This is a genomic window from Serratia sp. BNK-12 (genome assembly GCF_047456085.1).
In the GTDB taxonomy this organism is placed as follows: domain Bacteria; phylum Pseudomonadota; class Gammaproteobacteria; order Enterobacterales; family Enterobacteriaceae; genus Serratia; species Serratia liquefaciens.
The window spans coordinates 1,225,934-1,251,209 of sequence record NZ_CP179896.1 but is presented as its reverse complement, the minus strand read 5'-3'; the positions used below and the strand labels follow the sequence as shown (position 1 = coordinate 1,251,209).

The following is a 25,276-nucleotide window of genomic DNA, read 5'->3' as shown; positions in this document are numbered from 1 at the left end:
ACCAGCAGGTCTCAGCCCATGATCCGATGAATTTGCAGGTACTGCAGCAACATGATGGTTTTGCCGTCTTTAATACGGCCGTCGGCAATCATCGCCACCGCTTCGGTAAAGGGCAGTTCTACTACCTCAATGTCTTCGTCTTCGATACCGCCGCCGGCCGCATTGCGCTCGTCGTCATGGTACTCGGCAATAAAGAAATGGACGATCTCGGTTACGCCGCCTGGCGACATATAGGCTTCGAAAATCTTCTGCACGTCACCGACCTGAAAACCGGTTTCTTCTACCGCTTCGCGACGGGCGCATTGCTCTGGAGAATCGGCATCCAACAAGCCGGCACAGGCCTCTAACAGCATGCCGCTGTCGTTGCCATTCACATAGGTCGGCATGCGGAACTGATTGGTCAGCACCACGGTCCCTTTGGCACGGTTGTACAACAAAATGGTGGCGCCATTGCCACGATCGTAGACTTCGCGCATCTGCTGAACGGAGCCGCCATCCTTACGCTTGAGATCAAAAGTATATTTGTGCAGCACATACCAGTTATCCGAAAGCAGCTCTTTCTTCACATTCTCAATTTTCGCCGACATGAACCCTTCTTCTTTTCCGTTAGCTGAAACGCAAAAATGATACCGCGATTAAGCGCCGAAGGGGCAATGGATTTGCAACAAAAAAGCCCCGCGGCTCATGGAGCGCTACGGGGCATTTGACCGCAAAAGATTTAGAACCCGTTAGGAACGTCGCGCATGTCCGGCAGCTTGTGCGCAATCCCCTTGTGGCAATCGATGCAGGTCTTGCCTTCCGTTACCGCCTTGTCGTGCATCTTCGCCGCCACGGTTTTCTGTGCGGTGAAGTCCATATACTCGAAGTTGTGGCAGTTACGGCACTCCTGAGAATCGTTGGCCTTCATTCGCGCCCATTCGTTGCTCGCCATCGCCAACCGATGCTGGTCAAACTTCTGCGGCGTGTCGATCAGGCCGAACGCCTTGGCGTACAACTCCTTGCTGGCCTTTATCTTGCGCAGCATTTTCGGCGCCCATTCATGAGGCACATGGCAATCCGGGCAGGTCGCACGCACGCCGCTGCGGTTGTTGTAATGAACCGTGCCCATGTACTCCTCGTAGACGTTTTCACGCATTTCATGGCAGCCGATACAGAACTGCTCGGTATTCGCCGCCTCCATGCCGGTATTGAAGCCGCCCCAGAAGATGATCCCGGCGCCAAAGCCCAGCAGCAACAGCGTGCCCAACGCCAGGCGGCTTGGCCTGCGCCACCAGCGCCATAAACGTAACAGCAGGCCGGGCTTTTTCTCAGTCGTGGTGTGTTTGCGTTCGCTCATAGCTCCCCCGCTTAGCGCCCAAAGCCCGGCATGGGCTGGAAATCATTGCCGACAATCGGCGCCGCGTCGGTTTGCGGTACGTGGCACTGCAGGCAGAAGTAGCGACGTGGCGCGACATCGCTCAGCACCTTGCCGTCCCGGTCCATAAAGTGCGTCGGGCTGATGCGCGGTGCGCCGGTGGTGCGGTAATGCTCCACCCCGTGGCACTGCAGGCAACGGTTGGTGTTCTTGCTGATCTGGTAACCGTCAACGCTGTGCGGGATCATCGGCGGCTGATTGACATAGTTCAGCGCCATCCGTTCCTGCTGTTTCGGCATCGAAATCGGCCCGCCGACCGAGGCGGACACTTCCGGAGATTTACTGAGATCAACATCACCCGCGGCAAACGCCAGGCCGGCGAACGCCAGCGACAATAAGGTCACCCACAGGGCAAGCGTCTTTTTCATAACAGGGCTTTTCATTTTTATTTGGCTCCCGGGTAATAAAATGGGGTCTTCATTCGCAATTCGTCAGCCTCACACCTTCTGCAACTTCACGGCGCATTTCTTGAAGTCGACTTCTTTAGAAAGCGGATCGGTGGCGTCCAGCGTCAGGTTGTTCACCAACTGCGCCGCATCGAAGAACGGCATGTACACCAGCCCTCTTGGCGGGCGGTTACGGCCACGAGTTTCGACAGAACTGATCACCTCACCGCGGCGCGACAGCACTTTGACCTTGTCACCACGACGCAGGCCACGGCTTTTGGCATCCAGCGGATGGATAAACAACACCGCCTGCGGGAAGGCGCGATGCAGCTCCGGTACCCGTCGGGTCATGGTGCCGGTGTGCCAATGCTCCAGTACCCGACCGGTGGAAAGCCAAAGATCGTATTCGCCGTCCGGGCTTTCCGCCGCCGGTTCAAACGGCAGCGCAAAGATCACCGCCTTGCCGTCGGGTTTACCGTAGAAACGCACCGCTTCGCCCGCCTTCACATACGGATCCGTTCCTTCGCGGTAGCGCCACAGCGTTTCTTTGCCGTCCACCACCGGCCAACGCAGACCGCGTGCCTGGTGGTAACTGTCGAACGGCGCCAAATCGTGACCGTGGCCACGCCCGAAACCGGCATACTCCTCAAACAACCCTTTCTGCAGATAGAAGCCGACTTCCCGCGCCTCATCGTTGAGCTGGTCCGCCGGGATTTCCGACAGCGGGTACTTATTGACCTGGCCGTTGGCGAACAGCACGTCGTACAACGTTTTGCCGCGATATTCCGGTTTTTGCGCCAGCAGATCGGCCGGCCACACTTCCTCAACCTTGAAGCGTTTGGAGAACTCCACCAGTTGCCACAGATCGGATTTTGCCTCGCCCGGCGCTTTCACCTGCTGACGCCAGAACTGAGTACGACGCTCCGCATTGCCATAGGCGCCCTCTTTCTCCACCCACATGGCAGTCGGCAGGATCAGATCGGCGGCTAATGCGCTGACGGTCGGATAGGGATCGGACACCACCACAAAGTTGCGCGGATCGCGCCAGCCCGGCATCCTTTCTTCATTGATGTTCGGCCCGGCCTGCATGTTGTTGTTACACATCACCCAGTAGGCGTTCAGCTTGCCGTCTTTCAGCGCACGGTCTTGCGCCACCGCATGCAAACCGACTTTCGCCGGAATGGTGCCGGCCGGCAGTTGCCATTTCTGTTCGGCGATTTGGCGGTGTTTCTCATTGGTGACCACCATGTCAGCCGGCAGACGGTGAGAGAAAGTCCCGACCTCACGTGCGGTGCCGCACGCAGAAGGCTGGCCGGTCAGGGAGAACGGCCCGCAGCCGGGCTTGGAGATCTTGCCGGTCAGCAAATGCAGGTTGTAGCACAGGTTATTGGCCCACACGCCGCGCGTATGCTGGTTGAAGCCCATGGTCCAGTACGACACCACCTTGATGTTCGGGTCGGCATACAGCTTCGCCAGCGCTTCCAACTGGTCTTCCGGCACGCCGCTCATTTGAGCCGTTTTTGCCAGCGTGTATTCCGCCACGAAGGCTTTGTACTCTTCGAAACTCATCGGCTCGGAAGCATCTGAACCCGGGTTTTTCGCTTTTTTCTCCAGCGGATGCGTCGGACGCAAGCCGTAGCCGATATCCGTCGCACCGCGGCGGAAGTTGACGTGCCGATTCAGGAAGTCCTGATCTACCGCGTTGTTTTGAATGATGTAGTTGGCGATGTAGTTCATGATCGCCAAATCGGTCTGCGGCGTGAACACCATGCCGTTGTCCGCCAGTTCGAAGCTGCGGTGCTCGAAGGTGGACAACACCGAGACGTTGACGTGCTGGTTGCTCAGGCGACGGTCGGTAATGCGCGACCACAGGATCGGGTGCATCTCCGCCATGTTGGAGCCCCACAGCACAAAGGCGTCGGCCTGCTCGATATCGTCATAGCAGCCCATAGGCTCGTCCATGCCGAAGGTACGCATAAAGCCCACCACCGCCGACGCCATGCAGTGACGTGCGTTAGGATCCAGGTTATTGGAACGCAGCCCGGCCTTGAGCAACTTGGCGGCAGCGTAGCCTTCCCACACCGTCCACTGGCCGGAGCCGAACATACCGACCGCCTCTGGGCCTTTCTCTTTCAAAGCCTGCTTGAACTTGTCGGCCATGACGTCGAAAGCCTGCTGCCAACTGACCGGGGTAAATTCGCCTTCTTTATGGTACTGGCCGTTTTTCATGCGCAGCAGCGGCTGAGTCAGACGGTCTTTGCCGTACATGATTTTTGGCAGGAAATAGCCTTTGATACAGCTCAACCCACGGTTGACCGCCGCGTCCGGATCGCCCTGCGAGGCAACAATACGGCCATTCTGAGTGCCGACCAGCACCCCGCAGCCGGTGCCGCAGAAACGGCATGGCGCTTTGTCCCATTTGATAGCGTCAGCACTGCCCGCTACCGCCTGTGCCACCGTGGGAATAGTCAGTCCGGCGGCGGCCGCAGCGGCTACCGCGGCATTAGCTTTCATGAAGTCTCGACGACTGAGTTTCATGGCGTTACCTCACCTTGAGTGTCCAGCTGGTGATAAACCAGCGATACCGCCAGCACGCCATCCAGATTGCGCACCGACTCAATTTTTTCCAGCAGCCCTTGAGAGCATGCCGCTTGCATCACTACCACCAGCTTGCCGTTCTGCTGATCCTGCGCCGGAATTTCCGTGTCAGCGATCGCCAGCAAGGCCGTGACGAGTTGGGGAAAGCTTTCCGGTCTCGCCTGCACGACCAGACCGCTGACATGCCATTCGCTATTCATCATTATTATTTTCGCTCTGGGTTAAGGTGACGGCGCCGGTCGGGCAACCGGCGACACAGGCACCGCAGCCGTTGCAGGCTGCTGCATCCAATACTGGCTGCGCCATTTCGCCCAAGCGGGGCCGAAAGCGGATCGCCTGGGGCTCGCAGCTGTCCTGGCAGCTGCGGCACTCCACGCCCCGCTGTGCCAGGCAGGCAGTACCGAATACCGCGTGTTGTCGCCAGGGGGTTTCCGTCAGTGGACGAAACACGGGTTCCGCGCAGGCCTGCGCACAACGCCCGCAAAACGTGCATTCCGCGCGTTGGAAATCAATTTCGGGAAAACCGCCGCTGCCGCTGATGAGCACCCCGGTTTCACAGGCGCGAACGCAGGCCTGACAGCGGGTGCAATCGGTAATAAAAAGGGATCCTTGCCGCGACCACGGGGGACGGATCGCAGCGGTTGGCTGACGCCATTGTCCTCCGAGCAGTTTGCGTCGCGACAATATGGTCATGCTGGTTATCCTTGACATTGCAAACACGGCATCGCGTGTAAATAGAACCTGTTTTTGTATTGTTATTGTTGCTGCTGTGCCCAGTGGGTTTCATCATGCTGACAGGCATAAACCCCTGAGAAAGACGGGGGTAAGATAAGAGGAGCGCGGGGGGTATATAATCCCCCTAAAGGGGTAAATACGGGGGTAGCTTGCGCCAGATCAATCTATTAATGGGGGTCGCGGGGTTTTCGTCCCCGATCTGCCGTCAAACGCTATCTAGTTGATTATATAACGTAGGTGCTTACCGCTGCGACGAACGACCTGGCGCACAATGCCGCGCATTTTAGTTGCAAAAGTTATAATTTTGCTTTCGAATGAAACCCGGCAATGCCCATTGCCTGCAAGAGAAGGATGAAGGATTGCTTGTTAAACGTTCAGTGACCAGCAGCCTGGCCAAGGCGCTGTTTTGCATTGTGATTCTGTCCGTGCTCTCTACCGGGTTGGCGCTGACCACCGTCGCGGACAGCCTGCGCGATGCCGAAGCGGTCAACATCGCCGGTTCACTGCGCATGCAGAGCTACCGGCTGGCCTATGATCTCACCCGCTCCGCCCCGGAGCTGGAACAACACCTGCTGCAGTATCAGCGGTCTCTGCAGGCCCCGGCATTGCAAAAGCTCGATCGTTTTTATGTGCCTGCGGACGTGCGGGAAAAATACCTGTCGCTGCAGCACGCCTGGCAACCGCTGGCACAGCAAATCCAGGCCGGTCAGTCGGCCGATTATCAGGCCAATATCGCCGGCTATGTGAACCAGATTGACCATTTCGTGTTAGCGCTGCAGCGTTATTCCGAGTTGAAACTGACCATCGTGGCCACCATTAGCGTCGTGGGCTATATCGCCATCATCGGTCTGGTGCTGTTTTGCATCCGTTTTATGCGCCGTCAGGTAGTGGCGCCGCTCAAGCATCTGGTGGACGCCAGCCAGCGTGTGCAACAGCGCGATTTTAACCATCTCCCGTTGGATACCGCACTGCCGAACGAGCTGGGCGTGCTGTCGCAGGCCTTTACCGCCATGTCCGGCGATCTGGCCAAACTTTACCAGTCGCTGGAACAGAAAGTGCAGGTGAAAACCCAGCGCCTGCAGCAGGCGAACAAGACGCTGGAGGTGCTGTACAACTGCTCGCAGGCGCTGAGCGTGCGGCAGATAGATCAGCAGGCTTTTGAGAAAATCCTGCATATCGTGCGTCAAAGTGAAGATTTGCACTGCATCCGCTTAAAAGTGGCGGACAGCCTCAGCGAATGGCAGTTGCACAGCGGTCTCCCTTCGTCGACGCTGGACTGGCAATCGCTGACCATCATCCAGGGCGACAAACCTCTGGGGGAACTGAGCTGGCAATATCAGGAACACCCGCCGCATCCGCACCTGATGCAGAGCGTGGCCAACATGCTCAGCCGCGGGGTTTATTTTAACCGGGCGCAGAAACAGCACATGCAATTCCTGTTGATGGAAGAGCGCGCCACCATCGCCCGGGAACTGCACGACTCTCTGGCGCAGGCCCTGTCGTTTTTACGTATTCAGCTCACTTTGCTCAAGCGCACGTTGGCGGACAGCACCCCCGACGCACAAGAGATTATCGCCGATTTTGATCGGGCTCTGGCCGATGCTTATCGCCAGCTGCGCGAGCTATTGACCACCTTCCGCCTGAACATTCAGGAAGCCGACTTGAACACCGCATTGAACCAATTGTTGGCGCCATTAAAGGTTCTTACCGCAGCGCGGATTCAGTTACACTGTCGGCTTTCTTCCCAGGCGCTTAACGCTCAGCAGCAGGTACATGCGCTGCAAATTGTGCGTGAAGCGGTGCTCAACGCCATCAAACATGCCGATGCACGGGAGATCGTGATTCGCTGTGAGGTCACGGCCGAGGGTGACAACAGGATCAGCATCGCTGACGATGGCTGCGGTATTGCCAGCCTGAATGAACCTGAAGGTCACTACGGGCTGACCATCATGAGCGAACGCGCCGCGCGGCTGGGGGGAACGCTGCGCATCCAGCGGGGTGAGCCAGACGGCACGGAAGTCCGCCTGACATTTCCGCCATAAAACCACGGCCGTTCACCCTTCGTTACGGTTTAACGATGTCCGACGGTCATTTCAGGATGTTTGTGGCGCCAATTGCCACTATTTTATAAGAGTCAGTCCCACTGTGAAGCGTGCTGGACAGCGCGTTTGAGTGGCTTTACTCGCTACAGGGAGCATATTTCATGGTGATGAAGAATTACCGAGTGATGATCGTCGACGACCACCCGCTGATGCGCCGAGGCATCAAGCAGCTGTTGGGGCTGGATCCGCTGTTCAACGTGGTCGCCGAAGCCAGCAACGGCAACGAAGCCATTACTTTCGCGCTGCAGCAGGCTCCGGACGTGATCCTGCTCGATCTGAATATGAAAGGTTTGTCCGGCCTGGACACGCTGAAAGCGCTGCGCAATGAAGGCGTCGATGCGCGGATCATCGTGCTGACGGTATCAGACTCGCGCAACGACGTTTATGCGCTGATTGACGCGGGAGCCGACGGCTACCTGCTGAAAGACAGCGAACCTGAACAGCTGCTGGAGCATATTCGCTCAGCGGCGGAAGGACAAAACGTGATCAGCGACGCGGTGGCGGACTACCTGTTATCCCGCAGTGAACAACATAATCCCTTTGCCGAGCTGACCGAACGCGAGCTGGACGTCTTGCAGGAAGTGGCGCGTGGCCTGTCCAATAAACAGGTGGCGGCGCAACTGCATATTTCTGAAGAGACGGTGAAGGTGCATATCCGTAACATGCTGCGCAAACTGGACGTGCGTTCACGCGTGGCCGCGACGGTGATGTATCTGGAACACCGGAGTCAATAAGGCTTCCCCGGCGCGCCGGGGAGGGTTTATTCGATGGCGGCAAGCAGCGCCTGATGATGCTGGTGAACCCAGCTCTTGTTGATCGGCCCCCAGCTTTCCAACTGGTAAAAACCGTCGTTATTGCGCACGCCCTGCTGAACAAACTGCAATGCCACTCCCAAGCCCGGCAAGGCTTTCAACACGTCTTGCAGGGTGCGACGCGGCCAGCCGGTCAATTCCATCAGCCGCGGGACGTTTGGCCGTTCGCTGTGGCTGATTAACCAGCACAGATAAAGACGACGGGCAAATACCGGGTTAATTTCCATGCCTTGCTCCTGCTTTAAGGTGAGTCCTGATGACGTCGCGGGAACCCCAGCGGTCAGGTCCTTGATTGCAATAAAATTGTCTTAATGACGTTTTTAACGGCAATGATGGCAATATTGCGCGTTTATCCTACCGTTATTTACATTATCTCCTTTTTTTCTCCACGCTTTACTCCCACTTCCCGAGTAAAGTGCATAAGCGCCGGAATCCTTCCCAGCCGCTGATAAACGCAATTCTGATGCGTCTTAAAGATAGAACAAGTCACAACGAGGTTCGCGCTGCATGGCCAATTTTTTTATTGATCGCCCGATTTTCGCCTGGGTTCTGGCAATTATTCTTTGCCTGACCGGCGCCTTGGCGATTTTTTCATTACCGGTGGAACAGTACCCTAACCTCGCGCCGCCAAACGTTCGCATCAGCGCCAACTACCCTGGCGCCTCAGCGCAAACGCTGGAAAACACCGTCACCCAAATTATCGAACAGAACATGACCGGCCTGGACAACATGATGTATATGTCGTCACAGAGCACCAATACCGGCCGGGCTACGGTCACGCTGACCTTTGAGGCCGGCACAGATCCTAACGAGGCGATGCAGCAGGTGCAAAACCAGCTGCAGGCGGCCATCAAACGGCTGCCGCAGGCGGTGCAGACCCAGGGCGTGACGGTGTCGAAATCCGGCGATACCACGCTGATGATGGTAGCCTTCGTCTCCACCGACGGCAGCATGGACAAGCAGGACATTGCCGATTACATCGTTTCCAACCTGCAGGATCCGCTCAGCCGTATCAACGGCGTGGGCAGCATGGACGTCTACGGCTCGCAATACGCCATGCGCATCTGGCTCGATCCCAACAAGCTCAACAGCTACCAGCTCACCACCCAGGACGTGGTCAGCGCGATCCAATCGCAGAATGCGCAGGTGGCGGTCGGACAGCTTGGCGGTACGCCGTCGGTCGACAAGCAGGCGCTCAACGCCACCATTAACGCGCAATCGCAGTTGCAAACGCCGGAACAATTCAAGCAAATCACCCTGCGGGTCAATCAGGACGGCTCACTGGTGACGCTGGGCGATGTTTCCACCATTGAACTGGGTGGCGAAAACTACGATTACCTCAGCCGCTATAACGGTATGCAGGCCGCTGGCATGAACATCAAGCTGGCGTCCGGGGCCAACGAGCTGCAAACCGATCAGTTGGTTAAAGACAAGATTGCCGAACTGTCGCAGTATTTCCCGCACGGGCTGGAGGCGAAAGTCGCCTATGAAACCACCCCGTTCGTTAAGGCCTCAATCAAAGACGTGGTGAAAACCCTGCTGGAAGCCATTGTATTGGTGTTCCTGGTGATGTACCTGTTCCTGCAGAATTTCCGCGCCACGCTGATCCCCACCATCGCCGTGCCGGTGGTGCTGATGGGCACCTTTGCCATCCTTTCCGCCTGCGGATTCAGTATCAACACCCTGACCATGTTCGCCATGGTGCTGGCCATCGGGCTGCTGGTGGATGACGCCATCGTGGTGGTGGAAAACGTCGAACGCGTGATGAGCGAAGAAGGCTTGCCGCCACGGGAAGCTACGCGCAAATCCATGGGGCAAATCCAGAGTGCGTTGGTCGGTATCGCCATGGTGCTGTCGGCGGTATTTATCCCGATGGCGTTCTTCGGCGGCACTACCGGCGCCATTTACCGCCAGTTCTCCATCACCATCGTTTCCGCCATGGTGCTGTCGGTGCTGGTGGCGATGATCCTGACCCCTGCCCTGTGCGCCACCCTGCTCAAACCCATTGCCAAAGGCCACCATCACGGCAAGCGCGGCTTCTTCGGCTGGTTCAACCGCATGTTCAACCGCAACGCCGACCGCTACGAGCGTGGTGTGGCACGGGTGCTCCATTCCAGCCTGCGTTATATGCTGATTTACGTGTTGCTGCTCGGCGGGATGGCGCTGCTGTTCATCAAGCTGCCGACCTCTTTCCTGCCTCAGGAGGACCGTGGCGTATTCACCGTTCAGGTGCAGCTGCCGCCAGGATCGACCCTGCAGCAAACCACCAAGGTCGTGGAAAAGGTGGAAAATTACTTCCTGACCAAAGAAAAAGAAGATGTGCTGTCGGTGTTCTCCACCATCGGTGCCGGGCCGGGCGGTAACGGACAGAACGTGGCGCGTATGTTTATTCGTTTGAAAGACTGGGAGTTGCGCACCTCAGGTGCCAACAGCTCTTTCGATATCATCGATCGCGCGACTCATGAGTTTAATAAGATTAACGAGGCTCGGGTGATAGCCAGCAGCCCGCCGGCCATCACCGGCCTGGGCAACTCATCCGGTTTCGATATGGAATTGGAAGATCACGCAGGCCTGGGGCACGACAAACTGATGGCGGCACGCGATCAGCTGCTGCAACTGGCTGCGGCCAATCCCCTGCTTTCACGGGTGCGTCACAATGGCCTGGATGACAGCCCGCAGTTGCAAATCGATATCGACCAACGCAAGGCGCAGGCGCTGGGCGTCTCCATCGATGACATCAACAACACGCTGTCGACCGCCTGGGGTTCCACCTACGTCAACGACTTTGTCGATCGCGGCCGGGTGAAGAAGGTGTATGTGCAGGCTGCCGCACCGTTCCGCATGCTGCCCGGCGATATCGACAAATGGTACGTGCGTAACAGCGCAGGCGGCATGGTGCCGTTCACCGCCTTCGCCACCTCGCATTGGGAATACGGCTCACCGCGCCTGGAACGCTATAACGGCAACTCGGCGCTGGAGATTGTCGGCGAAGCGGCTGAGGGCGTCAGTAGCGGTACCGCGATGGCGGAAATGGAGAAAATCGTCAGCCAGTTACCGACCGGCTTCGGTCTGGAATGGACCGCCATGTCCTACCAGGAACGCCTTTCCGGTTCGCAAGCGCCGGCGCTGTACGCCATTTCACTGCTGGTGGTGTTCCTGTGCCTGGCGGCGCTTTATGAAAGCTGGTCGATTCCGTTCTCGGTGATGTTGGTGGTGCCGCTCGGCCTGATTGGTGCCGTTGCCGCCACCTGGCTGCGTGGGTTGGAAAATGACGTTTACTTCCAGGTGGGGATGCTGACCATTATCGGGCTGTCGGCGAAAAACGCCATTCTGATCGTCGAATTCGCCAACGAGCTGAATCAAAAAGGGCAGGATCTGATGTCGGCCACGCTGGAAGCCTCGCGCATGCGCCTGCGGCCGATTTTGATGACCTCGCTGGCCTTTATCTTCGGCGTACTGCCGATGACCATCAGCAGCGGCGCCGGCTCCGGCAGCCAACATGCGGTGGGCACCGGGGTGATGGGCGGCATGATTTCCGCTACCCTGCTGGCGATCTTCTTCGTGCCATTATTCTTCGTGCTGGTACGCCGCCGTTTCCCAGGTAAGCAACCTATACCCTAAATAATTGGAGTTGCATCGAGGCGGCAACGCAGCGAATCCCCAGGAGCTTACACTAGTAAGTAACTGGGGTGAGTGAGGAAAGCCAACAAAGATGCAGCTTTAAGTATGACGGGTATTTAGCCACTACAACGGAAGACGCAGGGGAATAACGGACATAAAAAAGCAGCGTCGGGTAACCGATGCTGCTTTATTTCGAACCCGAGGCTCGATCCCAAGGTGTTTCAATGACCAACCAATAAACCAACCTTGCTATCAACTTTACCGCAGTGTCAGTTACCTAACATCTCATCGATGAAGTCTTTCCAGTTTCCCAACTCACGATCAACCATAATAATTCACAACCTCAATTAATAGACGAAGCGAATTCTACGCCTGTTTTTTGAGCAAGTGAAGCACCTCGGGAACGATGCCACCCGCGAAAACAGGGGATAGTGCACATTTTCGTACTTATCTTATCGAGCAAGAACTACGGCTATTCCCTTCCGATATCAATCCAGCAAATGAGATAGATAAAAGATCTAAACCGACCGCCATTGGCTGGCGGCCGGAGCTTTAACTCAGCGAGATTTAGAAATCAACGCGCAGGCCAAGGTTGTAGTGACGGCCTTCAAGCTGCGGATAAGCGCCCCAATTGGTGGTGCGTTTAGGGGCCGTATCCAAGATGTTATACACGCCGGCCATCACCTGAGTGTGCTTATCCAGGCGATAAATCACGCCGGCATCCAACAAGGCATAAGCGCTATAGCGGGTATGATTACCGGTATCCTCGTTGCGGCTGCGATAATTGACCTTGGACCAAACGTCCAATGCCGAAGCTGCGGCCCACTTGGCGGATAAGTTGGCCATGTGTTTCGGGAAGTCATTCAGCGCATAACCCTTGTTGATGCCGTTTTTCTGTTCACTCTTGTTAAACGTATAGTTTGCGCTGAGGTTCAAACTGTCGGTCGCCTGCCAATCGGCATTGAGCTCCACACCGTAGACATTGGCCTTGCCGATATTGAAATATTTATCAATGGAATCGGCGTTATAGCCGTTAACCACGCAAGGGTGATTCTCACTCGCCTCGCAGATGTTAACTTCAGCGATTTTGTCCTTGAAGTCGGTATAAAACACCGTGGCGTCGAGGGATAAATCACGGTTGTTGTTCCAGTACAGGCCCAGCTCGGTATTCACGCTGGTTTCCGGCTTCAGCTCGCTGTTGCCCACCGACAGATAGGGATAAGGCGGGTTGCTGCCACGCGGCGTAATGAATTGATCCGAGTTTTCCCGCAGCGAAGGTTTTTTATAGCCGGAAGAGATCCCGCCCTTCAGCGCCCAGGCTTCGTCTAAAATCCAGTTGCCGTAGAGTTTCGGGCTGATGTGGGTGCCGAAGTAGTTGTCCCTGTCCATACGCGCCGAGGTTGTCAGCGAAAAGTCATCGATATTCCACTGCCCTTCGGCAAACAGTGCCCACCCATCACGCGAAATTTTGGTTACCGGATCGATCCCCGGCGCTTTTTTACTGTCGGCGTAGAAATCGTCATTGAGCGTTTCGCGGCTGTAATTGGCACCGACGGTCAGGTTATGTTCCCCCAAACTCAGTTTGGCCTGGCTATTCAGCACATAATTTTCGGTCTGGATATGCTGCGGGGCCAGGCTGACGGAGCGATATACCGATTCGCCTTTCTCGTACTGGAAATAACTGGTGGTGGCGACACTGTCATCCACGTACCAACCTGAATGAGTCAGGCTCAGAGCATCGCGATCGAAGTCCCAGCCCCACGGCGTACCGCCGCCTTTGGCAGAACGGCTGCGTTTTTTCTCTCCTTTGGCCAGGTTCAGATCGAACAGGTTGGTTTCATTGGCGGCAAAGCCGAGCGTCATGTCGAGCGACTTCTTGTTGTTTTTGCTGAAGGCGTTAGGTTTTTCATCTTCACGGCGATCGAGGTAGTCCGCCGACAGGCTGAGGCCCAGTACATCGGGCACCAAGGGCCCCATCAAAAACAGATTGGCTTGTTGGGTGTTACCGAAGTCCTGATGCTGTTGCAGGAAGCTGTTGCCGGCAATCGAGCCAATCCACTCCCGTACGCCAAACGGCTTTTTGGTGATCACGTTGACCACGCCGCCAATGGAGTCGGAACCGTATAACGATGACATAGGGCCACGGATCACTTCAATGCGGTCGATGGCCGCCAGCGGCGGTAAAAAACCGGCTTCGGTACCGATATTCTGACCATACGGGCGCGACTCGCCGGTATTTTGTTTGATGCTGTTGACCATGAACGAGGTGTAACTCGAGTCCATGCCGCGGATCATCACATCGCCGGTCACTTCGCTCCCGGCCCCGTTGCTGACGAACACCCCGGAGACATCCTGCACCGCTTCGGCGACATCCCGGCTGTTCTGCTTTTCGAAGGTCTTTTTATCGATGACGGAGATACTGGCGGGGGCATATTTTTTGTTCTGCTTGAACCCGGAGGCGGTCACCACGACCTGATCCTCTTGCAAGGCATCCTTGTCTTTTTCTGTCCCGCCTTCCTGTGCGTAAACCTGGGGTGCGCACATCAAAGCCAGCGCTATGGCCGTGGCGATGCGGGAGCCCTTTCCCATGGAGGGTTGATTGATCATTTCCTTTCCTAATAAAGCCTGTTTCCGGTGGGTGTTGTCGCCCACAAAGCCTTCCCAAAACGGCTGACGCAATAAAACGCAGTACGCATCAATGCCACCACCAGCGTCGCCATAACGACCTGTCGTTATGATTTTTTATTTACACTTCTTAACAGTCGCCGGGCGAATATAGCGGATATTTTCAGACATTAAAACGAAATGAAAATCATTACATAGTTTAAACATACCGGAAACATCGCCATTCAATAACATGATTTTATAAGGGATATTTAATAAATCATTATATTTCAATGCCAAAAAACCATATCTTCATATGATTAATTAAATGATATTGATATTAATAATCAATATCATTAGCATCGGCGAATCGTAAACTGATGTAAAGGAATGTATATGAAGATGCACCTGTCCACTTCAGGCAAAGGTTTCTCCCTCAGCGCCCTGGCGTCTGCCGTGCTGCTGTTGTCTTGTTCAACGCTGGCCGCTGACCTTCCCGAGAGTCAATTTCAAACCAAACCGGTCGGGCACGGCCTGTATGAACTGGCTTTTGATGGCACCAGCAACACCCTGTTTGCCGCCTCTACGCCTTCCTTCGCCAAAGAAAAAAACGGCGGTATCGTCTTTAGAGTCAATCCCGCCACGCTGGCCACCGACGCCAATATCGTCACTAAGCGACGCGCCTTCGCCACCGCATTGGATGAGCAGCGCCATCTGTTGTACATCGGCAACACCGTCGACGGCTCAGTCACGGTGATCGATACCCAGACAGGTAAAGAACTCGCGACTATTCAACTCAATGAAAGCGTGAAAGACGATCAGTTTGTCCCGACGCGCGAACTGCTGCTCGATAAGAAAAATCAGCGCCTTTATGTTTCCGGCACGGCGCAAAAAGGCGTGCTATGGGTCATTGATACCGCCAAGCGGGAAAAAATTGCCACGCTGGGCAACATGGGTGAATACCCGACCGGCATTGCGCTGGACAGCGAACGCGGCCATATCTATTGCGTTAACGGCCGTGGCGAACTGATTACGCTGGACGCCACCAGCCATAGGATCCTCAAACGCGTGGTGGTCGAACCGACCAAGAAACACTTCTTCCTCAATATCGCTCTGGACAGCAAAACCGGTCGTGCGTTTATCACCGATCCGGATCTGCCAAACGTCCTGGTCGTGGACGTCAACAGCGGGAAAATCCTGCACCAGATTGACGTAATCAATTCTCTGGCGGTGCTATTTAACCCGCTGCGCAGCGAGATCTATATCACTCACCGTGAAGCCAAACGCATCAGCATCGTCGACAGCAACAGCTATCAGGTGAAAAACAGCATCACTACCCATGCATTGCCTAACAGCCTGGCGCTTTCTTCCGACGGCCAGCAGCTGTTCGCCAGCATCAAGCAGTCCAAGGAAGAGATGGAGAAAAAACAGGATTACCTGATCAAGATTGATCTTGGCGGATTGTGAGGCATCTCCATGGCTAGCTTTATGATTCGCCTCTCCGGCGGCGCACTGTTGTGCGTCCCGGTGATGATGGCGCAGGCGGCAGGCACCGAGCAGACCGCCCACAGCCAAAAAGAAGAAACCCTGGAGGTGGTCGCGTCCCCCTTCAGCGATGACGGCAGCACCGAGAATACCGGCTCCTACACCACCAAACAGATGACCACGGCAACCGGGTTGCCGTTGAGCATTAAGGATACGCCACAGTCGGTTTCGGTGATCTCGCGCCAATTGATTGACGATCTCAACGCCAACTCGCTGAAGGAAATTCTGCGCTGGTCTACCGGCGTCAGTGAAAGCAATTACGATAGTGAACGTTCTTCGTTCAACTACCGTGGTTTCAGTGTGGACAGCTATCAATACGATGGTATCCCTACTTTCTTTGACTCCGGCTATTCCGGCGGGGAATCCGAAATTGACTCGATCACGCTCGATCACGTGGAGATCGTCAGGGGTGCGGCAGGATTGTTGAACGGCGTCGGAAACCCGGGCGCTGCGATCAATCTGGTCAGGAAAAAAGCCTCCAGCCTTTCTCCTTTTGCCCGTACCGAGCTTTCGGCCGGTTCCTGGGATCACTATCGCACCACGATCGATGCCGGTACCCCGCTCAATGATGAAGGTACCGTCAGGGTGCGCGTCGCTGCCTCCGGTGAACGCAGCCACTCTTTCATGGATCGCCATCAAGAACGCAAAGGGACGGTCTACGGGACGTTGGAAGCTGACCTGACCAGCGCCACCCTGCTGCGTCTGGGGGCTGACTATCAGCAAAACCGGCCAAAAGCTTCCACCTGGGGCGGCGCGCTGCCGACCGGCTGGTTCAGCGACGGCAGCGAGATCAACTGGGATCGCCACTACAGCGGGGCTTCTGACTGGTCAAGCTGGGACACCACCCTCAGCACCCAGTTCGCCACGCTGGAACACCAGTTCGCTAACGACTGGAAAGGCGTAGCCAACTACACCCACAACCGTCAGGCCTTCGATGCCAAAATGGCGATGAGCCTCGGCGGCCTGATCGACCCGGACACCTGGGCGGTGAAGCCTTCAACCCCTTACGCCGGACGCTATGAAGGCTATCGGGATCAGCAAGCGGTAGACCTGAAGCTGAACGGGGACTTTCCACTGCTGGGCCGCACCCACAAGTTTGTGGTGGGCAGTTCCTCCGCCTGGCAACACAGCTACAGCACCTATCGCAGTGCCAGTACCACACAGCTGTTTAGCGGCAGCCTGAAGGACTGGAACGGCGGCCTGGGTGAACCTGCGTGGTCAGACAAAATGCCTCAGCAGGATTTCCGTACGCGGCAAATCGGGATTTACAGCAGCGCCGACTTCTCGGTGACGGATCAACTGGATCTGGTGCTCGGTGCCCGCTTCAACAGCTTTAAAAACACCACCACCACCACGGCGAACAAAGTGACTCCGTTCCTGGGGGCGGTGTATAAGCTGACCGATCAGGTCTCTGCCTATGCCAGCTACACCGACATCTTCAAGGACCAGAACTATCTCGACAGCAGCGGCCACTATCTGGCGCCGATCGAAGGGGTCAACAAAGAGGTGGGCATCAAGGCCGCGCTGCTGGATGAGCGTCTCAACGTTTCGCTGTCGGCGTTCCGCATTACTCAGGATAATCTGGGCGTACTGGATGAAAATCCGGAAAACATCAACGCGCTGCAACAGACCTATCATGAGAGTCAGGGCGCAACCAGCAAAGGGGTGGAGTTCGAGCTGAGCGGTGAACTGGCGCAGGGCTGGAATGCCCAGTTGGGCATCACCCATTTCTCCTTGAAGGACAAGGATAAGGTTGATCTCAACACCGAGCAGCCCCGCACCCGCATCACTCTGTTCACCACCTATCAGTTGACGGGTGCGCTGCGCGATCTGACGCTGGGCGGTGGCGCACGCTGGCAGAGTAATGTTTATGCCAACGTCCAGGGCGCCAGCAACGGTGAATTTGTCGAGCGCAAAGCCGAGCAAGGGTCCTACGTGCTGGTCGATGCGATGGCGCGTTACAAGCTGACGCCGCAAACCTCGGTGCAGTTGAACCTGAACAACGTTTTCGACGAGAAATACTACTCGCAGGTGAATTTCTACAGCACCCGCAACTATGGCGAGCCACGTAACGTTATGGTGACGCTGAAGCACGAGTTCTGATCGCCCTACAGTATTAAACGGCCCCGGATAACGGGGCCGATTTAGTTCTAACCGCTATATCCCTTGTATGATGAATTCTTCCGTAGTAGCGTGCCAAAGGTATAAAAAACCCCCATTTCTCTGAGGCCATGTCATGTCCCCTACGCTGACCATCGAACAACTGAAAGAGCTGGGCCGTTATCAAGACGCCACCGAACTGGCGCAGCAGCAGTTGCTGCAACAACCGGAAGACGCGGTGCTGCACTACCAATTAGCCTGTCTGTACGACGTGCAAGGATTCGAGCAACAGGCAATTCCCTGCTACCAGGCCGCGCTGGCGCGCAATTTACCGGCTCCGCAGCGACAGGAAGCCTGGCTTGGCCTGGGCAGCACCTATCGGGCGCTTGGACTGTATCAGCAATCGCTGGCCACCTTCGACCAGGGGTTGGCCGAATTTCCCGAGGCCAAAGAGATCACCCTGTTTCGCGCCATGACGCTGTACAACCTGGGTGAAACCAAACAGGCGGTGGCCGATTTGTTGGTGCTGTTAGCGGAAACCTCCTCACACAGCGACATCAGCAGTTATCAGCGCGCCATTCGCCAATACGCTGCCGATCTGGACCGTATCGGCTAGGAGGAAAACATGGAAATTGTCACCGATCCAAATCGCTATGGCGTCGACTGGTCGCAATTGGCCGCGCTGTTGGAAGCTGCAGGGCTGGGCCAGCGTGACCCGCAGGTGCTGCAGCGCGTTTACCAACACAGCCAATTTTGCTACTGGGGCTATCGCGACGGCCGATTGATGGCCACCGCCCACGCCATCAGCGACATGACCTCGGTAGCCTATCTGGCCGACGTGGCAATCCATCCGGACTTTCAGGGGCTGGGACTGGGGCGACAGCTGATGGATCGGGTGATGCAGGATTTGGCGCCGCTCGGCAAAGTGTTTATCTACTCGGTTCCCGACAAGCTGGCATTCTACAAAAAATACCGCTTCCGCGAGCTGACCACCGGCATGGTCTATGCGGACAGCGCGGCTTTGGAACGCCTGGAGCAGAATGGTTACCTGCGCACCCCTCTTTAAGGAATGTCCCTTTGATCATAGAGAACAAGCGAGCCGCACAAGATTGTGCAGACATGGATGAGATCCGCACAGAAATAGACCTGCTGGATGAAAATATTATCACGCTGATCGCACAACGTTTCGCCTATGTAAGGGCGGCGGCAAAATTCAAAACCAGCCCAGATGCGGTGCGGGCCAAAGCACGTTTTGAAACCATGTTATTGCAAAGACGGGCCTGGGCCGAAGAGCAAGGTTTGAGCCCGGAAGTTATAGAAAAAATGTATCGCGATTTGGTCAATTACTTTATCAGCGAAGAGATGAAGCATTGGTCCAAGACCCAAAGTGAATAGAATCTCCATCATCGACCACGAATGGCCGATGGTGAAAAAGAACCTGGGTTATAAGTTGCGACAGGTCAGAGACGAGTAACGGTCCGCTAAGCTACAGCGTCTTCATCATGAAAACGCGGCTGGTGCCCGCCGGCAGACAGGGTACCTCGCCAAAGCGCGTCCAGCCGTTCAATTCATAAAACTTCGGCGCCTGAAAGCTGATGGTGTACAGCACGGCGGAAACGCAGCCTCTGCGCCGCCCTTCCAGCTCGAAACGGCGCAGCAGTTCGCTGCCCAACCCCGATCCGCGCAGCGATTTTGGCAAATGAAACAGATCCACAAACAGCATGCCCAACGATGAACGTCCGCTGATGCCGCCCAACACTTCACCGCTGGCCGGATCTCGCACCACCACCGCCAACGGGCGACGATCGTTGGTGCCGGTTATCTCGTCGTTATATTGATTCAGCCCGGCTTCGATCAGGGCTTCTATTTCTTCCGTCGCATTTTCGGCAACTTCAATCAGGTATTTTTCCATGCTCATCTTCTTCTTATGTAGGGTGACTGAATAGCGCACTAAGATTAGCAAAATCCGCCGCAATAAATGCGCGCCGTTTTTTTTCAGCTTTTCCCCGGCTTTCAGGCCATTGGACGGTGGAACTCCCCGCCATTTTTCGGCATGCTGGTCGCTGGTTTTCATTTCACCGCCCCCGGCGGTTTACCACCGGCCACACGCGCCGGTGTGGGTTGCAGAGAAGGTTCTTACTCCATGACGTTGACCATGTACGGCATCAAAAATTGTGACACCATCAAAAAAGCACGCCGCTGGCTGGAAGAACAGGGCGTGGCTTATCACTTTCACGACTACCGCGCCGACGGGCTGGACGAACAGCAACTGCGGGGTTTTGTCGAACTTTTGGGCTGGGAACCGCTGCTGAACACTCGCGGCACCACCTGGCGCAAACTGGACGAAGCGCAGCGCAACGCCTGCGATAATGCCGATGCGGCCATCGAACTGATGCTGGCCCAGCCGGCCATCATCAAGCGCCCGCTGCTGAGCGACGGCAAGGGGCATGCTCTGCTCGGTTTCAACGCCGACAGCTATCAGCAATTTATTTCCGAGGTGGCAGCATGACTTGCCCGGTAATCGAACTGGCCCAACAGCTGATCAAACGTCCTTCCCTCAGCCCGCACGACGAAGGCTGTCAGGCGTTGATGATTGAACGTCTTGAGGCCATCGGCTTCACCGTTGAGCCTATGCCTTTCGGCGATACCCTGAATTTTTGGGCCTGGCGTGGCGAGGGGCAAACCCTGGCATTTGCCGGCCACACCGACGTGGTGCCGACCGGCGACGAAAAACGCTGGGACAACCCGCCGTTTGAACCGACCATCCGCGACGGCATGCTGTATGGCCGCGGCGCGGCGGACATGAAAGGTTCGTTGGCAGCCATGGTAGTGGCGGCCGAGCGCTTTGTGGCCGCCAATCCGCACCATCAGGGGCGCCTGGCATTCCTGATCACCTCCGATGAAGAGGCCAGCGCAACCCACGGCACGGTGAAAGTGGTCGAAGCCCTGATGGCACGCAACGAGCGTCTGGATTACTGCCTGGTCGGCGAGCCGTCCAGTACCGAACGCGTTGGTGACGTGGTGAAAAACGGCCGTCGTGGCTCTATCACCGCAAACCTGCACATCCACGGCATTCAGGGCCACGTCGCCTACCCGCACCTGGCGGATAACCCGGTACATCGCGCCATGCCGGCGCTGAATGAGCTGGTGGCGATAGAATGGGATCGCGGCAATGAATTCTTCCCGCCGACCAGCATGCAGATCGCCAACGTGCAGGCCGGTACCGGCAGCAACAACGTGATCCCCGGTGAGATGTTCGTCCAGTTCAACTTCCGTTTCAGCACCGAATCGACCGATGCGACGATCAAACAACGCGTGGAAGAGCTGCTCGAGCGTCATCAACTGAACTACAGCATCGAATGGCGTCTGTCTGGTCAGCCGTTCCTCACTGCGCGCGGCGCATTGGTGGATGCGGTGGTTAATGCCGTCGAACATTATTCTGAGCTGACGCCGCAGTTGCTGACCACCGGCGGGACTTCAGACGGTCGCTTCATCGCCCAGATGGGGGCGCAAGTGGTTGAGTTGGGCCCGGTAAACTCCACCATCCATAAGGTTAACGAATGCGTCCACGCGGCCGATCTGCAACTGCTGAGCCGCATGTATCAGCGCATCATGGAGCAATTGATCGCATGATCACGCCAGAAATGCTGACCGGGCGCTCGACCGACCATCTGGCGCCGCTAAGCGGTAACCACCGCATGCAGCCTGCCGCAGTGGCCGCGTTTCTCGCCATGCAGCAAGCGGCGCACGCCGCCGGGTTCAATCTGCAACCCGCCAGCACATTTCGCGATTTTGAACGGCAACAGGCGATCTGGAATGGAAAATTCTGCGGCGAGCGACCAGTATTAGATAAGGACAGCCGACCGATCGACATCACGCCGCTGTCTGCTGCCGAGCGCTGCGAAGCGATCCTGCGTTGGTCGGCCTTGCCGGGTGCCAGCCGCCATCACTGGGGCAGCGACCTGGATGTCTATGACCCCACACTGTTGCCCGAAGGGCAAAAGCTGCAGCTGGAACCGTGGGAATACGAACAAGGCGGTTACTTTTACCCGCTCAATCAGTGGATGACGGAACACATGGCCGAATTTGGCTTTTATCGTCCGTTCACCGAAGACGGCGACGGCGTGGCGGTGGAGCCCTGGCACCTGAGCTACCGCCCGCTGGCGCAGGAAGCCGAACATCTGCTGACGCCTGCGCTGCTGTTGGCGGCCTGGAAAGATAAGGACATTGCCGGTGCTCAATGGCTTGAAGCCCATCTGCCAGCGATATTTTCGCGTTTTATACGCGCTGAAGGAAAGGAGTGAATATGGAATGGTTAGCTGACTACTGGTGGATTATCCTGCTGATTCTAGTAGGGATGATCATCAGCGGGATCAAAGAACTACGCCGCGTCGACGTGAAAGGCTATCTGGCCGATAAGCCGAAGCTGCCGCCGCACCGCGATAACAACGCCGAGTGGGATGACGAAGACGACTGGCCGAAGAAAAAATGACATCAGGGCGCATTATGCGCCCTGAAGCTTATTTAAAGGCGATCAAATCCCCGCGCTTGCCGAACATAGCCTCTTCCCAGTAGCGCTGCGGCACGTAGTAATGCAGCCGTTCAAGCGCGCTGTCCATCATGTCCTGATTGATGGCATGCCCCACGCCCTCTTCCACGTCCAGCGTAAAATCGACGCCGTTGGCCTGCAGCCTTTCCGCCGCCGCCTGGGCATGTTGCACTGAAATCACCGCATCCTGCTCACCGTGGATAAGATGCACCACGCTGTCACCGAACGCCTGGTCGGGCAGACTGGCAAAGCGCCCGCTGAAAGCCACCACGCGGCCGGCCAATTTAGGCTCCACCTTCAGGGCTTCCAGCGCCATGATAGACCCCTGAGAGAAGCCCACCAACGCCGTGCCGGCGTCATTCACGCCGCTGTGTTGCTGCCAGTAACGCACGGTTTCAATAAACAGTGGCATCACTTCAGCAATGCGCTCAACGCGGTTTTCTTCGGTGACGTCCTGCACTGAAAACCACTGGCGGCCGCTGCCGTTACCAAAAGCAGAGGGGCCACCCACGCTGACCACCAGCGCCTGCGGGAATTCTTTAGCGAAATAACGGCCAATTTCCCCCATTGCCACCGGGGTATCGCCGACACCGTGAAACAGCAGGATCAGCTGCGCAGCCGGTGTTGCCGGGCTCTGGACAACGAAATGCTCATGTTTCATCGGTGACTCCTCGTGTGATTAAGATCCTGTCCGGCGCCAGATGCCCCGGTTTCTGCCAGCTACTATACGCCGCTGAGAAATCAGGAAAATCGGGTTTTATTGAGCAACATCTTCAATTTATTGCAACGACTGGGCCCACGCTTTCCAGCGCAGACCGTGCTGCGCATCCAGCTGTTCGAGCGCCAGTCCTGCCTCGTGTCGCCAGCGGCGCAGCAAGGCTTTCTGCCCGCTAAACCCTAGCCGTTCCACGCAGACTGCCGGCGCCAGCGACTGCTGCAGATGCATCCGCAGTGCGGGCAATGATAGCGTACTGGCCAACAGTAAGCGTTGCAGTGCCCCAAGGCTGGCCTCCAGCGGTCGATGCGCGAAGGCAAATCCTGCCAGCTCACGCCAGTCGTCCTCCCCTAGCTGCGTATCGCCGTCGTCTCCGGGGATCTCTATCTGCAGATCAATACGCGGCTGCAACCAGCGCCAGTCACGTGCCTGGTGTTTATGGGCGGCATGGCGCAACGCCTCGCCCTGTTCGCTCAGCGGCAGGATCGCCATCGCGGTGTAACAACCACTGCTGGCCTCTGTCTTGCTGCCGATGCGAGCCAGTTCAAAACCGCAAGATTGCCAGAAACGCCACAGCGGCTCGGTATAGCCAAAGCTGACCGAGAGATAATCCAGCCCCTGTGCTTGCTGGCGCTGCTGAGCAATGAGATCGCGGGCAATGCCCTGTTGACGCAGTGCGGGTAACACCGCAATGCGGGTGATGCGCCGCGAACGTAGCGTAGGTGCCCACCACTGGCCCCCGTGCGCCGCCAGCGATTGTGCCACCAGGTTGCCACGGGGACGCCGTCGACCGGCCCAGACTTCGTGTGCCAGTTCGGCGCTCAGCCCGCCTTCTTCCACCAGCCACAGGGCGCCGACAACCTCATCGTCTACCTGAGCCAAACCAAAGTGCATGCCCGGCGCATCCATCAACCGCCGTAAATCCAGTGGTGAAGTACGGTAATGAGCACTGCTCAACAAAGCGTAAAAACGCGCTAACCTTTGTGGATCGGCGCACAGCATGGTTTGCTCAGCCCCGCTGATACTCACCGGCTTATCCGTTACCTGCCAGCAGGGTTGCTCGTTAAACAGCAGCGCGTTATCTATAATGCGCTCCAGCGCATCGCCCTGCGCCCAACGCATCGGTTGATCTAACCCCAATGGCTGGAACGCAGGCAGTCCGGCGCAGAATTTCAGTAAAAAACCCCGGCCGGTGCCTTCATAACCCTGCACCGTAGTGGTCAGCAAAACGCGCGGGAAATAGCTCACCAACTGCTGCAACAGCGGGCCAGGTATCGCCGCCGCTTCGTCCACCAGCAACCACCCAACGTCGCTGACGTCCTGTTCGCGGCAATGGGCCAACAGCGCATCCGGTGCCCAGAATTGCGCACGTCCCTGCGCCCATTCGGCGGCGACTTCGGTGGCAGCGCGGCTCGGTCCGACCAACCAGCAGGTCTGCGAGGTGTTCGCCACCAGCATACCCGCTACCGTTGACTTGCCGCGCCCGCGTGCGGCGGTCAAAACCCAAATGCCCGATGCCGCGCTCAGTAATTGCGCCAGCAGCCGCTGCTGCTCGGCGGTGGGTTGGCCGTCTGGTGCCTGCCACTGTGGACGCAGCGGCAATGGCGCCAGCGTCAGCGCCTCACCCTGCAGCCAGACGGTGACTTCGCTGTCCGCCGTCAGATGCCGCTGCAGATGATGAATAAAATTTGGGGTGGTGATCGGTTGTGGGCAATCGCTCCAGCGCAGGCTGTCGTCATCCGGTTGCTGAGGCCACTGCTGCCACGGCGGCGTCAGCAACAGTAGCCAACTGCCGGCTCGCAGCGTGCCCGACAGCGCGGCCAGAGCTTCAACGTCCAGCCCTTTCGTCGCATCAAATACCGCGTGCTGGCGCTCTTGCCCCAGCAGCGTCCGCACCGCACCGCTCGCCAAGGCCTGCAGGCCCGGCGGCGGGTTTTCCCCTACCCACGGCCAGTCACCCGGCAGGGTACTCGCCAGTTGTAGCGCCTGCTGGCGACACCATTGCGGCTCGCCACTGATCACCAGCAGGCGCCTGATGCCCTGCTGCTGCATAAGTTGTTGCATTGCCAGTAACATAACCGTGGATCCAGACCTG

At 56.9% G+C, this 25,276-nt stretch carries 24 protein-coding genes; 12 read left to right on the top strand and 12 right to left on the bottom strand.

Annotated elements, in window-relative coordinates; translation table 11 throughout:
- Positions 1 to 11: 11 nt before the first annotated feature.
- From nudK to napF, 6 genes are all read right to left on the bottom strand, one after another.
- The gene (gene nudK / locus ACMGG1_RS05620; protein WP_020828028.1) at positions 12 to 587 is read right to left on the bottom strand and encodes a GDP-mannose pyrophosphatase NudK; all 576 of its coding nucleotides are present in this window, start codon (positions 585 to 587) and stop codon (positions 12 to 14) included.
- Between the two features lie 131 nt (positions 588 to 718).
- Positions 719 to 1,336 (bottom strand): cytochrome c-type protein NapC, encoded by a 618-nt coding sequence (gene napC, locus ACMGG1_RS05615; RefSeq protein WP_020828029.1) that lies wholly within the window; start codon positions 1,334 to 1,336, stop codon positions 719 to 721.
- 11 nt (positions 1,337 to 1,347) lie between these two features.
- Positions 1,348 to 1,797, bottom strand: a complete 450-nt coding sequence (gene napB / locus ACMGG1_RS05610; protein WP_041414810.1) for a nitrate reductase cytochrome c-type subunit — start codon at positions 1,795 to 1,797, stop codon at positions 1,348 to 1,350.
- Positions 1,798 to 1,851: 54 nt separating this feature from the next.
- Complete coding sequence (napA, locus tag ACMGG1_RS05605; RefSeq protein ID WP_414161209.1) at positions 1,852 to 4,338, bottom strand: nitrate reductase catalytic subunit NapA; 2,487 nt, start codon at positions 4,336 to 4,338, stop codon at positions 1,852 to 1,854.
- Complete coding sequence (napD, locus tag ACMGG1_RS05600) at positions 4,335 to 4,601, bottom strand: chaperone NapD (protein ID WP_259218138.1); 267 nt, start codon at positions 4,599 to 4,601, stop codon at positions 4,335 to 4,337. The genes napA and napD overlap by 4 nt, the downstream gene beginning before the upstream one ends.
- Entirely contained in the window at positions 4,591 to 5,091 is a 501-nt protein-coding gene (gene napF, locus ACMGG1_RS05595) for a ferredoxin-type protein NapF (protein ID WP_020828033.1), read from the bottom strand. The genes napD and napF overlap by 11 nt, the downstream gene beginning before the upstream one ends.
- Before the next feature lie 401 nt (positions 5,092 to 5,492).
- Between napF and narQ the strand changes: the two genes are divergently transcribed.
- Positions 5,493 to 7,175 (top strand): nitrate/nitrite two-component system sensor histidine kinase NarQ, encoded by a 1,683-nt coding sequence (gene narQ / locus ACMGG1_RS05590; RefSeq protein WP_128865041.1) that lies wholly within the window; start codon positions 5,493 to 5,495, stop codon positions 7,173 to 7,175.
- A 161-nt stretch (positions 7,176 to 7,336) separates the two neighbouring features.
- The gene (gene narL, locus ACMGG1_RS05585) at positions 7,337 to 7,969 is read left to right on the top strand and encodes a two-component system response regulator NarL (RefSeq protein ID WP_020828035.1); all 633 of its coding nucleotides are present in this window, start codon (positions 7,337 to 7,339) and stop codon (positions 7,967 to 7,969) included.
- A 26-nt stretch (positions 7,970 to 7,995) separates the two neighbouring features.
- On the opposite strand, the gene ACMGG1_RS05580 is transcribed toward narL, so the two are convergent.
- The gene (locus tag ACMGG1_RS05580) at positions 7,996 to 8,274 is read right to left on the bottom strand and encodes a winged helix-turn-helix domain-containing protein (protein ID WP_020828036.1); all 279 of its coding nucleotides are present in this window, start codon (positions 8,272 to 8,274) and stop codon (positions 7,996 to 7,998) included.
- A 280-nt stretch (positions 8,275 to 8,554) separates the two neighbouring features.
- Here ACMGG1_RS05580 and acrD point away from each other — a divergent pair, with 280 nt between their 5' ends.
- Entirely contained in the window at positions 8,555 to 11,668 is a 3,114-nt protein-coding gene (gene acrD, locus ACMGG1_RS05575; protein WP_020828037.1) for a multidrug efflux RND transporter permease AcrD, read from the top strand.
- Positions 11,669 to 11,937: 269 nt separating this feature from the next.
- On the opposite strand, the gene ypfM is transcribed toward acrD, so the two are convergent.
- A complete protein-coding gene (gene ypfM, locus ACMGG1_RS05570) occupies positions 11,938 to 11,997 on the bottom strand; it encodes a protein YpfM (protein WP_100396732.1) in 60 nt (19 codons plus the stop codon).
- A gap of 238 nt (positions 11,998 to 12,235) precedes the next feature.
- A complete protein-coding gene (locus ACMGG1_RS05565) occupies positions 12,236 to 14,275 on the bottom strand; it encodes a TonB-dependent receptor domain-containing protein (protein ID WP_256814309.1) in 2,040 nt (679 codons plus the stop codon).
- 393 nt (positions 14,276 to 14,668) lie between these two features.
- Between ACMGG1_RS05565 and ACMGG1_RS05560 the strand changes: the two genes are divergently transcribed.
- The 5 genes from ACMGG1_RS05560 (at position 14,669) to ACMGG1_RS05540 (ending at position 19,312) form a co-directional block, all read left to right on the top strand.
- Positions 14,669 to 15,739 carry a YncE family protein gene (locus ACMGG1_RS05560; protein ID WP_130016627.1) on the top strand — a complete coding sequence of 357 codons (1,071 nt, stop codon included), beginning with the start codon at positions 14,669 to 14,671 and terminating at the stop codon, positions 15,737 to 15,739.
- A 9-nt stretch (positions 15,740 to 15,748) separates the two neighbouring features.
- Complete coding sequence (locus ACMGG1_RS05555) at positions 15,749 to 17,920, top strand: TonB-dependent siderophore receptor (RefSeq protein ID WP_130016628.1); 2,172 nt, start codon at positions 15,749 to 15,751, stop codon at positions 17,918 to 17,920.
- A gap of 133 nt (positions 17,921 to 18,053) precedes the next feature.
- Positions 18,054 to 18,533: a tetratricopeptide repeat protein gene (locus tag ACMGG1_RS05550; protein ID WP_020828041.1), complete on the top strand. Its 480-nt coding sequence runs from the start codon at positions 18,054 to 18,056 to the stop codon at positions 18,531 to 18,533.
- Between the two features lie 9 nt (positions 18,534 to 18,542).
- Positions 18,543 to 18,983, top strand: coding sequence for a GNAT family N-acetyltransferase (locus tag ACMGG1_RS05545; protein WP_130016629.1), 441 nt, complete (start codon positions 18,543 to 18,545; stop codon positions 18,981 to 18,983).
- 11 nt (positions 18,984 to 18,994) lie between these two features.
- Positions 18,995 to 19,312: a chorismate mutase gene (locus tag ACMGG1_RS05540; protein ID WP_414161208.1), complete on the top strand. Its 318-nt coding sequence runs from the start codon at positions 18,995 to 18,997 to the stop codon at positions 19,310 to 19,312.
- Between the two features lie 91 nt (positions 19,313 to 19,403).
- Here the strand turns inward: ACMGG1_RS05540 and ACMGG1_RS05535 are convergent, their stop codons facing one another.
- Entirely contained in the window at positions 19,404 to 19,829 is a 426-nt protein-coding gene (locus ACMGG1_RS05535; RefSeq protein ID WP_122080661.1) for a GNAT family N-acetyltransferase, read from the bottom strand.
- A gap of 231 nt (positions 19,830 to 20,060) precedes the next feature.
- On the opposite strand from ACMGG1_RS05535, the gene ACMGG1_RS05530 reads away from it, so the two are divergent.
- Genes ACMGG1_RS05530 through ACMGG1_RS05515 form a run of 4 tightly spaced genes read left to right on the top strand, consistent with a single transcriptional unit; the run spans position 20,061 to position 22,409 of the window.
- A complete protein-coding gene (locus ACMGG1_RS05530; RefSeq protein ID WP_046374994.1) occupies positions 20,061 to 20,426 on the top strand; it encodes an ArsC family reductase in 366 nt (121 codons plus the stop codon).
- Positions 20,423 to 21,550, top strand: a complete 1,128-nt coding sequence (gene dapE / locus ACMGG1_RS05525; RefSeq protein WP_414161207.1) for a succinyl-diaminopimelate desuccinylase — start codon at positions 20,423 to 20,425, stop codon at positions 21,548 to 21,550. Before ACMGG1_RS05530 ends, dapE begins: the two co-directional genes overlap by 4 nt.
- Complete coding sequence (locus ACMGG1_RS05520) at positions 21,547 to 22,221, top strand: M15 family metallopeptidase (protein WP_130016630.1); 675 nt, start codon at positions 21,547 to 21,549, stop codon at positions 22,219 to 22,221. Before dapE ends, ACMGG1_RS05520 begins: the two co-directional genes overlap by 4 nt.
- 2 nt (positions 22,222 to 22,223) lie before the next feature.
- Complete coding sequence (locus ACMGG1_RS05515) at positions 22,224 to 22,409, top strand: YpfN family protein (RefSeq protein ID WP_020828048.1); 186 nt, start codon at positions 22,224 to 22,226, stop codon at positions 22,407 to 22,409.
- Between the two features lie 28 nt (positions 22,410 to 22,437).
- Here the strand turns inward: ACMGG1_RS05515 and ypfH are convergent, their stop codons facing one another.
- Entirely contained in the window at positions 22,438 to 23,127 is a 690-nt protein-coding gene (ypfH, locus tag ACMGG1_RS05510) for an esterase (protein ID WP_174574554.1), read from the bottom strand.
- Between the two features lie 117 nt (positions 23,128 to 23,244).
- Positions 23,245 to 25,257 (bottom strand): tRNA(Met) cytidine acetyltransferase TmcA, encoded by a 2,013-nt coding sequence (locus ACMGG1_RS05505; protein WP_414161206.1) that lies wholly within the window; start codon positions 25,255 to 25,257, stop codon positions 23,245 to 23,247.
- Between the last annotated feature and the right edge of the window lie 19 nt (positions 25,258 to 25,276).

Bases quoted from the DNA above. Each gene is read 5' to 3' on its own strand.
- ACMGG1_RS05515 (WP_020828048.1), top strand. From the start codon at position 22,224: ATGGAATGGTTAGCTGACTACTGGTGGATTATCCTGCTGATTCTAGTA.
- ACMGG1_RS05550 (WP_020828041.1), top strand. From the start codon at position 18,054: ATGTCCCCTACGCTGACCATCGAACAACTGAAAGAGCTGGGCCGTTAT.
- napB (WP_041414810.1), bottom strand. From the start codon at position 1,797: ATGAAAAGCCCTGTTATGAAAAAGACGCTTGCCCTGTGGGTGACCTTA.
- ACMGG1_RS05560 (WP_130016627.1), top strand. From the start codon at position 14,669: ATGAAGATGCACCTGTCCACTTCAGGCAAAGGTTTCTCCCTCAGCGCC.
- ACMGG1_RS05580 (WP_020828036.1), bottom strand. From the start codon at position 8,274: ATGGAAATTAACCCGGTATTTGCCCGTCGTCTTTATCTGTGCTGGTTA.
- ACMGG1_RS05520 (WP_130016630.1), top strand. From the start codon at position 21,547: ATGATCACGCCAGAAATGCTGACCGGGCGCTCGACCGACCATCTGGCG.
- ypfH (WP_174574554.1), bottom strand. From the start codon at position 23,127: ATGAAACATGAGCATTTCGTTGTCCAGAGCCCGGCAACACCGGCTGCG.
- ACMGG1_RS05530 (WP_046374994.1), top strand. From the start codon at position 20,061: ATGACGTTGACCATGTACGGCATCAAAAATTGTGACACCATCAAAAAA.
- ACMGG1_RS05565 (WP_256814309.1), bottom strand. From the start codon at position 14,275: ATGATCAATCAACCCTCCATGGGAAAGGGCTCCCGCATCGCCACGGCC.
- napA (WP_414161209.1), bottom strand. From the start codon at position 4,338: ATGAAACTCAGTCGTCGAGACTTCATGAAAGCTAATGCCGCGGTAGCC.
- ACMGG1_RS05545 (WP_130016629.1), top strand. From the start codon at position 18,543: ATGGAAATTGTCACCGATCCAAATCGCTATGGCGTCGACTGGTCGCAA.
- ACMGG1_RS05555 (WP_130016628.1), top strand. From the start codon at position 15,749: ATGGCTAGCTTTATGATTCGCCTCTCCGGCGGCGCACTGTTGTGCGTC.
- ACMGG1_RS05505 (WP_414161206.1), bottom strand. From the start codon at position 25,257: ATGTTACTGGCAATGCAACAACTTATGCAGCAGCAGGGCATCAGGCGC.
- nudK (WP_020828028.1), bottom strand. From the start codon at position 587: ATGTCGGCGAAAATTGAGAATGTGAAGAAAGAGCTGCTTTCGGATAAC.
- napD (WP_259218138.1), bottom strand. From the start codon at position 4,601: ATGATGAATAGCGAATGGCATGTCAGCGGTCTGGTCGTGCAGGCGAGA.
- napC (WP_020828029.1), bottom strand. From the start codon at position 1,336: ATGAGCGAACGCAAACACACCACGACTGAGAAAAAGCCCGGCCTGCTG.
- narL (WP_020828035.1), top strand. From the start codon at position 7,337: ATGGTGATGAAGAATTACCGAGTGATGATCGTCGACGACCACCCGCTG.
- ACMGG1_RS05535 (WP_122080661.1), bottom strand. From the start codon at position 19,829: ATGGAAAAATACCTGATTGAAGTTGCCGAAAATGCGACGGAAGAAATA.
- acrD (WP_020828037.1), top strand. From the start codon at position 8,555: ATGGCCAATTTTTTTATTGATCGCCCGATTTTCGCCTGGGTTCTGGCA.
- napF (WP_020828033.1), bottom strand. From the start codon at position 5,091: ATGACCATATTGTCGCGACGCAAACTGCTCGGAGGACAATGGCGTCAG.
- dapE (WP_414161207.1), top strand. From the start codon at position 20,423: ATGACTTGCCCGGTAATCGAACTGGCCCAACAGCTGATCAAACGTCCT.